Source organism: Moorena sp. SIO3H5, from assembly GCF_010692395.1.
In the GTDB taxonomy this organism is placed as follows: Bacteria; Cyanobacteriota; Cyanobacteriia; order Cyanobacteriales; family Coleofasciculaceae; genus Moorena.
This window is the reverse complement of the sequence record NZ_JAAHHS010000350.1, coordinates 1-8,013: the sequence shown is the minus strand read 5'-3', so window position 1 is coordinate 8,013 and position 8,013 is coordinate 1. Positions and strand designations below refer to the sequence as shown.

General features: G+C 45.2%; 7 protein-coding genes. 4 read left to right on the top strand and 3 right to left on the bottom strand.

Annotation, left to right across the window (positions count from 1 at the left end; all coding sequences use genetic code 11):
- The coding region (locus F6K52_RS27815; protein WP_293086078.1) for a filamentous hemagglutinin N-terminal domain-containing protein at positions 1-3,116 on the top strand (3,116 nt) is incomplete at its 5' end.
- Between the two features lie 70 nt (positions 3,117-3,186).
- On the opposite strand, the gene F6K52_RS27810 is transcribed toward F6K52_RS27815, so the two are convergent.
- From F6K52_RS27810 to F6K52_RS27800, 3 genes are all read right to left on the bottom strand, one after another.
- On the bottom strand, positions 3,187-3,429 hold the full coding sequence (locus tag F6K52_RS27810; protein WP_293086075.1) for a hypothetical protein: 243 nt from the start codon (positions 3,427-3,429) through the stop codon (positions 3,187-3,189).
- Between the two features lie 338 nt (positions 3,430-3,767).
- Entirely contained in the window at positions 3,768-3,974 is a 207-nt protein-coding gene (locus F6K52_RS27805; RefSeq protein ID WP_293086072.1) for a hypothetical protein, read from the bottom strand.
- Between the two features lie 196 nt (positions 3,975-4,170).
- A complete protein-coding gene (locus F6K52_RS27800) occupies positions 4,171-5,523 on the bottom strand; it encodes a DNA cytosine methyltransferase (RefSeq protein WP_293086069.1) in 1,353 nt (450 codons plus the stop codon).
- Between the two features lie 355 nt (positions 5,524-5,878).
- On the opposite strand from F6K52_RS27800, the gene F6K52_RS27795 reads away from it, so the two are divergent.
- The 3 genes from F6K52_RS27795 to F6K52_RS27785 are packed head-to-tail and all read left to right on the top strand — an operon-like array spanning position 5,879 to position 7,765.
- Positions 5,879-6,097: a hypothetical protein gene (locus tag F6K52_RS27795; RefSeq protein ID WP_293086066.1), complete on the top strand. Its 219-nt coding sequence runs from the start codon at positions 5,879-5,881 to the stop codon at positions 6,095-6,097.
- Between the two features lie 4 nt (positions 6,098-6,101).
- Positions 6,102-6,230 (top strand): hypothetical protein, encoded by a 129-nt coding sequence (locus F6K52_RS27790; RefSeq protein ID WP_293086063.1) that lies wholly within the window; start codon positions 6,102-6,104, stop codon positions 6,228-6,230.
- A gap of 50 nt (positions 6,231-6,280) precedes the next feature.
- Entirely contained in the window at positions 6,281-7,765 is a 1,485-nt protein-coding gene (locus F6K52_RS27785) for a sodium:solute symporter family protein (protein WP_293086060.1), read from the top strand.
- Positions 7,766-8,013 lie beyond the last annotated feature (248 nt).

The window sequence follows — 8,013 nt, the reverse complement described above, 5'->3', positions numbered from 1 at the left end:
AAAGTTCTGTAGTAACGCCCAATGTCGATGTTAAGGGTGCCCTAGCCGATTTGATAGAAGGTGGGGCGATTAGAGAAAGTAATTTATTCCACAGCTTTTCTGATTTCAATGTGGCCGAGTTTGGGCGGGTTTATTTTGCGAATCCTACTGGAGTTGCCAACATCCTGAGTCGGGTAACAGGAGCAAATGTTTCCAATATTTTGGGCACTCTAGGCGTATTGGGTAATGCTAATTTATTTTTGATTAATCCCAACGGTATTGTCTTCGGTTCCAATAGCAGACTAGATCTGGGAGGCTCATTTTTTGGGAGTACTGCTGATAGTGTGTTGTTTGACGATGGCAGAGTATTCAGTGCTAAAAATCCGAATGAAAAACCGTTATTAACTATTAATATACCCTCTGGGTTGCAATATGGTTCCAATCCAGGGAGTATTACTAATCAGTCTTTTTTTGGGCTTCGGGTACCAAATGGTCAAACCTTAGGGCTAATTGGTGGTGAGGTGACTATTCCTGGTGGCGCTCTATTGGCATTCGATGGACGGATTGAGCTGGGGAGTCTTGGTTCTAATAATGTGGTGAACTTGACCCCAACCAATACTAGTTTTGTGTTGGATTATTCAGGAGTTCAAGGGTTTCAGGATATTAGTTTGTCTGAGGGTGCTTTGGTTGATACCAGTGGGGAAAGTGGTGGCAGTATCCAGGTGCAGGGAGCTAATGTGAGTTTACGCGATCGCTCTTTTGTGTTTGCGGATACCGAAGGGAGTGGCAGTGGCGGTGGCATAGTTGTTAAGGCTTCACAGTTGAGTCTTGAGGGTGGTTCTAGGATAACTGCGGATGTATTGGGCTCAGGACAGGGGGGAGATTTGACAGTGAATGCCACTGAATCTGTTCGAGTCAGTGGTGTATCCCCTAATGGTATTGTCAGCTTCTTGGCAGCCCGAGTTTTTCGAGGAGCAACAGGAAATGCGGAAGATGTAAGTATTAACACTGGGGAGTTAATTGTCTCTGATGGAGCCGTTGTTTCAGCTGACACTTTTGGTCTTGGGGACGGGGGAAATTTGACTGTCAATGGCTCCTCGACGATTGAACTCATGGGTACGACACCCGATAGTGAGTTCACCAGTGGCTTGTTTTCTGGAGCGAGTACAGGCTCAACAGGAAACGCGGGAGATCTAAGTATTACCACTGGAGAGTTAATTGTCTCTGATGGAGGATTTGTTTCAGCTGGCACAAGGGGTCTTGGGGACGGGGGCACCTTGAGTGTCAATGCCGAGGAGACTGTTAAAGTCATTGGTACGACACCCGATGGTGAGTTTCCAAGCGGCTTGTTTTCTGGAGCTAATCAAGGCTCAACAGGAAACGCGGGAGATCTAAGTATTAACACTGAAGAGTTAATAGTCTCTGATGGATCATTTGTTTCAGCTAACACTTTTGGTCTTAGGGACGGGGGAAATTTGACTGTCAATGCCTCCTCGAGGATTGAACTCATGGGTACGACACCCGATGGTGAGTCTCCCAGCGGCTTGTTTTCTGAAGCTAGTACAGGCTCAACAGGAAACGCGGGAGATCTAAGTATTAACACTGGGGAGTTAATTGTCTCTGATGGAGCATCTGTTTCAACTACCACTTTCCGTGAAGGGGACGGGGGACATTTGACTGTCAATGCATCCTCGACGATTCAACTCATTGGTAGGACAGCCGATACTCGCTTTCCCACCGGCTTGTTTGCTGGCACTCTAGCCACAGGAAATGGGGGAGATGTGAGTATTACCACTGGGGAGTTAATTGTTTCTGATGGAGCACAAGTTTCAGCTGGAACTGTTGGTCTTGCGGACGGGGGAAATTTGACTGTCAATGCATCCTCGACGATTCAACTCATGGGTACGGCAGACGAGACTCGCTTTCTCACCGGCTTGTTTGCTCTGACTTTAGCCAGAGGAAATGGGGGAAATGTGAGTATTAACACTGGGGAGTTAATTGTTTCTGATGGAGCACAAGTTTCAGCTGGCACTTTCAGTGAAGGGGACGGGGGCACCTTGACTGTCAATGCCTCTTCAAAGATTCAATTAATTGGGAGCTCAGCCGATGCTCTGTTTCCCATAATTGGTATTCCCATAATTGGTACCTCAGTCGATGATCGGATTCCCAGCGGCTTGTTGACTGAAGCTCAAGGGAAAGGAAATGCAGGAGAGTTCTTGAAAATTACCACTGGGCAGTTAATTATCTCTGATGGAGCAGAAGTTAGTGCTACAAGCACTCAACAGGGTAGTTCAGCAGGCAAGGTAGAGATTAATGCCAACTCCATCTTCCTAAACAACGATGGCAGGATCACAGCAGAAACAGCAGGACCCCAAGGCAATATTATCCTAGAAGCTCGTGATATCCGACTCCTCAACCAAAGCTTGATTCTAACTGACGCTAGGAATACCACTGGGGGCAAAATAGAAATTGATACTGACACCTTAGTCGGTCTGGGAAATAGCGACATCACCGCCAATGCTCAACTTGGCTCAGGAGGTAGTGTTACCATTAATGCCCAAGGCATCTTTGGCTTAGAGTTTCGCGACCGTCTAACTCCAGACAATGACATCACGTCCACCTCGAACCTTGGCTCATCCTTCAACGGTGAGGTAATCCTCAATATCTCACAAGTAGACCCCACCTCAGGCTTAACGGAATTGCCAGGAAGCCCGGTAGATGGAGAAGCGATCCTGGCCAATGACCTTTGTGGCTTTGAGAATAATCGGATTGCTGGCGGCAGTTCCTTTTTCATTACCGGAAAAGGAGGTTTACCAGCTAGTGCAGACGATCCAGTGATTAATACTGACAGAACAGTGGGCTGGCTCTCTCGTCCTGGGTTAGCCAGCAGTAGTAGACAAGCATTACAGCAGCAACTAAAGGCCTTTGGCCACGCTACGCGAACAGTGATACAGCCTCAACCTCCCCAGGAAAAAAAAGTGATTATCGAAGCCCAAGGCTGGGTCAGAGCAAAGGATGGCACAATTATTCTGACCGCCCATCCCTTTAGGGGTACTCCTGTTGATCAGATATTGCCCAATCTTGATTGCCATTCGGGAAGAGGGAACAGGGAACAGGGAACAGGGAACAGGGAATAGGGAGTCGGTAGAACTGGCATCTTGCCAGTATCCTGCCTTGGGAGTCGGTAGAACTGGCATCTTGCCAGTATCATGCCTTGGGAATCGGTAGAACTGGCATCTTGCCAGTATCATGCCTTGGGAATCGGTGGAACTGGCATCTTGCCAGTATCCTGCGGGCATCTTGGTAGAACTGGCATCTTGCCAGTATCATGCCTTGGGAATCGGTAGAACTGGCATCTTGCCAGTATCCTGCCTTGGGAGTCGGTAGAACTGGCATCTTGCCAGTATCATGCCTTGGGAATCGGTAGAACTGGCATCTTGCCAGTATCATGCCTTGGGAATCGGTAGAACTGGCATCTTGCCAGTATCCTGCCTTGGGAACAAGAAAAGTTGCACCTGGCTGATAAGAAACGATCAGCCAGAGTTCAATGCAACTATCAACTCACAAAACATAATAATAACAAAAACGGAGATAAATACTGATTTATTTTGGATCTAGCTAGTGATAGGGTGGCAGAAAATTTGACTTCTGACTTATAACTTCTGACTTGCCCGTAGCGCTATATCACTTGCTGCCAACAATAGGTTAACGAGCCCAAAGGATCCGGGCGCAAGGGAAGCGCCCGTAGAATTGATTGCTTTGACCATAATGATCACAAGTGCTATGGTTTATTCCACTACTCGAATCAATCCACGGTTCACACCGTCATGAATTTCTTGGACTAGGGTTTGCTCTTCTAGTGAAAGTGATGCCTTGGCTAGTAAAGCTGACATAAAGAGCTGTTGGTCAATGCGGGTAATTTGGCGCATATGAATAATACGCTTAGCTATGTGCTGCACCGGGAATTTGGGGAAGATCACTTGAGAGGGTTTCATAGGCTCCACATAATCTCTGTAATTTTAACTATCGGCAATTTTGAAGAGATATTCTGTGAGAGAGAGTCCTAGCTAGTAGTGATTCGAGCTGACGATGTGTTGTGATGCGATCGCGCTTAACCTGTGATCTGAGTTACAACGATGGCAAACTAGTAGCCGATCAGCGTTGACGGTGGTGATATACAGCATGTTGATTCTAGGAGAAGAGAACGACAGGAGGAAGGAAGCAGCAAATTAGAAAAGGAATAAATACTAATATAGTCCAATACTTGGATGCCTGAAACTGTTTAAAGGTTAACAGTTTGGTATCTGAGAGCTTTATAGTTGTGGTTGGCACTGATGGTTGAACCGCCAACGCTGTCATAATTTGTTTACCCAAAACCCTTCCTAATCGTGGTGGTACAGCATTACCCACCTGTCGAAATCCATGCCATTTGGTCTGGTGGAAGCGAAACCAATCTGGAAATGAGTGCAGTCTAGCGGCCTCTCGCACCGAGATCACCCGTGGGTAATCAGGATGAATGGGGCGAGGAGAGGTGTAGCGACCGTTTTTATAACCAGTACCTGCTCTGAGGGTATGGCATGGTTTATCCCAGTGTAAGCGTCGTAAGCGACTGGTAGTTTCTACCTCGCCCATGGGTGTGTTTCTAAACCGCTCAATCGAGGTTTCCGTGTGCTGGGTTTGCAGGGAACTGGTCAATAGTTTAGGATCCCACTGGCGGGGATAGGCAAAGTTATCAGGATCGGTGATTACATCCCGTAACTTTTCGACATAGGGCATGGCTAAGGCTTGGATCAGGTCTAGCTGTTCTGGTGTTAGTTCAACACAATCGCTTTTCTGGAGTTCAGGAAAATCATCTAAGTTAGGCAAGTCTGCGATCGCATCCTTAACAGTTACCCATTGGTGAGAGCGTAGTTCTGAGTCAGGATAAACCACTGGTGTTTCCCCAAGCCTAGAACCCAGTAAAAACAACCGCCGCCGTTTTTGAGGCACGCCAAAATCTGCTGCATTCAAGACCTTGACTGGCTCAGTTATGGTGTAGCCAGCTGCTTTAAAGTCACTGATCAGCTGCTCGAACAGGTCTTGGTACTTGTTCTGAGCTAAGCCTGGTACATTCTCCATCACAAAATAGCGTGGTTGGAGTTCTTTGACCAAACGGCAGAACTCAAACACTAAATTATTGCGTACATCATCTACTTGACGCTTACCGATCAAGGAGAATCCCTGACAAGGGGGTCCACCAATGACTAGATCAATCACTACATCAATGGTAGAAACCTCCGATGAAACCTCTCTACAGTCTTGGTTTTGCCCCCTTTGAGTTGCCCACTCCCTCAGGGCTTTCTGAATTTCTTGACCAGACAGGGTAGCAACGTCGGTACATAAAACCTTGGTGTGAGGGGAATTGAAGGCATGCACTGCCCCATGAATTGGGTCTTGTTCAACGGCGAGGGCAACATCAAACCCCGCCTGCTCAATCCCTAGGGAGAAACCACCAGCACCAGCAAATAAATCAACGGCTAACGGTCGATGAGGGAAATTGGCCATGCCGTTTATGGTAATCTAATTTTATTGCGCTGCACGCTTAGGAACAGGGAACAGGGAACAGGTAATGAAAAAGCTTGTTACATCGCGCTGCATAGACAATAGACAAATTATATGGACAGTTGCTTACCTATAATGGTTGATCAGTAGGAAACAGTATTTTTTAGCATACCTTAGTTAGTGCTCTCGTAAGCATTCACATTAATCTAGCTCTGACAGAAGTCGCGAGTAGTAATAGCAATCCGTTTAGGAATTGTGATAATTTTGATGCCATATTCCCTACTCCCTACTCCCTACTCCCTACTCCCTACTCCCTACTCCCTACTCCCTACTCCCTGTTCCCTTTCCTAAAGTGCTGATGCCAATTTTAAAATCCTCATTTTTCTGGTTTTTCTGCTTTACGGTAATTTTCCTGCTATCCCAAGATTTCTGGTCTTGGCAGCAAGACATTTCCTTCTCTTTGCTTCATCTTCCCCCTTGGGTATTCTATTTTATTGCCTTACAAATTCTCCTCGCCGTCGCATTGTTACTATTTGTGATAAATTTCTGGGAAACTTCGTCTAAGGAAGACCGTTAAAAATATGGCACTAGACTCGATTATTCCCTATGTTGTCCTGACCGTTAAGCTTGTAGGGTGGGCAAAAACAGTTTGCTTATGGGTGAGTATTCTAGATGATATGACTTTGCCCACCCTACTTGAATTGGTGTGATAGATCATAGCTGATAGCTTACACTTCATCTAAGGAACACCGTTAAAAATATGGCACTAGACTCGATTATTCCCTATGTTGTCCTCACCGGGTATTTATTAGTAACCCTGGTGGTAGGGCTAGTTGGTTATCGCCAACAACAAAACACCCCTGACGATTATTTTTTAGCTGACCGTAACATGGGAGCAATTCTCCTATTTTTTACCCTAATTGCTACCAATTTCAGCGCCTTTGCTTTTCTGGGATTTTCTGGATCAGGGTATCGCATTGGTCTGAGTTATTACGGAATGATGGGGTTTGGAACTGGCTTAATCGCACTAACCTTTTATTTTATCGGTTATCGAGTCTGGCTTTTAGGCAACAAACACGGCTTAATCACCCCTTCTGAATTGATTGAAGCCCGTTTCCGTGCGAGAGGTGTATCCCCTGGGATTAGCAATACCCTCAAATTAATTTTTCTGGCGGTTATGGTAATTTTCACCATTCCCTACTTAACCCTGCAACCGATTGGAGCTGGTTATATTCTTGAAACCTTAACCAATGGACAAATTCCCTATTTTACAGGAGCTACCTTTTTAACAGTTGTAATTGTGCTGTATGTGTTCATGGGGGGGATGAGAAGCGTCGCCCTAACGGATGTAATCCAAGGGGTTTTAATGTTTACCTTAATGTTAGCAGCAGTAGCAGCAATTGCTTCTAGTTTAGGAGGAATTACTGAAGCTAACCGTACTGTATACACCCTCAAACCTGAATTGTTTTATCGACAGGGTATAGATAATTTTTTTACCTATCGTAAGTGGTTTAGCTTCATGATTCTCTGGATGCTTAGTGTTCCTATGTTTCCCCAGATGTTCATGCGATTTTATACCTCAAAAACTAGCAATTCTCTAAAAGTTTCGGTAGTGATGTATCCCCTGGTAAGCGGTATCATGTTTATTTGTCCGGTGCTAATTGGAATGTGGGGACATATTTCCTTTTCTGACCTGACAGGAAAAGCATCTGATCAAGTGTTTCCAATGATGCTAGCAGAACATACACCAATCTGGCTAGCATCTTTAGTTATGGTAGGAGCATTAGCTGCTTTGATGTCAACCTTAGACTCCCAGCTTTTGGCTCTCAGTTCCATGCTAACCAGAGATATTTATTTTGCTTATTTCCGTAAAACCGCTTCCCTAAAAGAACAAACCTTTGTTGGTAGACTACTGATTGTTTTATTGGCAATTATTGGTTTAATTATCGCCAAAAATCCCCCAGATACGATTACTGCGATCGCAACCCAAGCCTTTACCGGATTAGCAGTACTGTTTCCGACAGTAATTGCAGTATTGTATAGCAAAACTATTCATCCTCTAACCTGTATTGTATCGATTCTTGTGGGTGAAGCCGCAGTGATTGGCTTTCAGTTAGGGATTATTCCCAAAAGTCTTACCTTCGGTTTTCTGCCAGTTGTCCCTATTGTTGCCCTTTCAGCATTAATTATTGTGATCGGATCAATCAAGCCTATCCAGAGACTGGTTAATAGTCGTGAGTCTTGAGTGGGTCAGTGGTCAGTGGTCAGTGGTCAGCTATCAGCTAAAGGCCTTTGGCCACGCTACGCGAACAGCTATCAGCTAAAGGCCTTTGGCCAATTACTGATAGCTTAGCCTACGCTTTGCGCATATTCTTAGGTACTGAGTCTGGAGTTGGAGAGTCTTGAGTAGACGTGCTTGGTAGTTTGTATTATAATGTATTACAAGTACATTATTTTAGAGGATATCTGAAAAATTTTTTTATTTTAAATTTT

What these genes read in the sequence shown, in the direction of transcription:
- F6K52_RS27805 (WP_293086072.1), bottom strand. Translation starts at nt 3,974, where the DNA reads ATGAAACCCTCTCAAGTGATCTTCCCCAAATTCCCGGTGCAGCACATA.
- F6K52_RS27790 (WP_293086063.1), top strand. Translation starts at nt 6,102, where the DNA reads ATGGCACTAGACTCGATTATTCCCTATGTTGTCCTGACCGTTAAGCTT.
- F6K52_RS27800 (WP_293086069.1), bottom strand. Translation starts at nt 5,523, where the DNA reads ATGGCCAATTTCCCTCATCGACCGTTAGCCGTTGATTTATTTGCTGGT.
- F6K52_RS27785 (WP_293086060.1), top strand. Translation starts at nt 6,281, where the DNA reads ATGGCACTAGACTCGATTATTCCCTATGTTGTCCTCACCGGGTATTTA.
- F6K52_RS27810 (WP_293086075.1), bottom strand. Translation starts at nt 3,429, where the DNA reads ATGATACTGGCAAGATGCCAGTTCTACCGATTCCCAAGGCATGATACT.
- F6K52_RS27795 (WP_293086066.1), top strand. Translation starts at nt 5,879, where the DNA reads ATGCCAATTTTAAAATCCTCATTTTTCTGGTTTTTCTGCTTTACGGTA.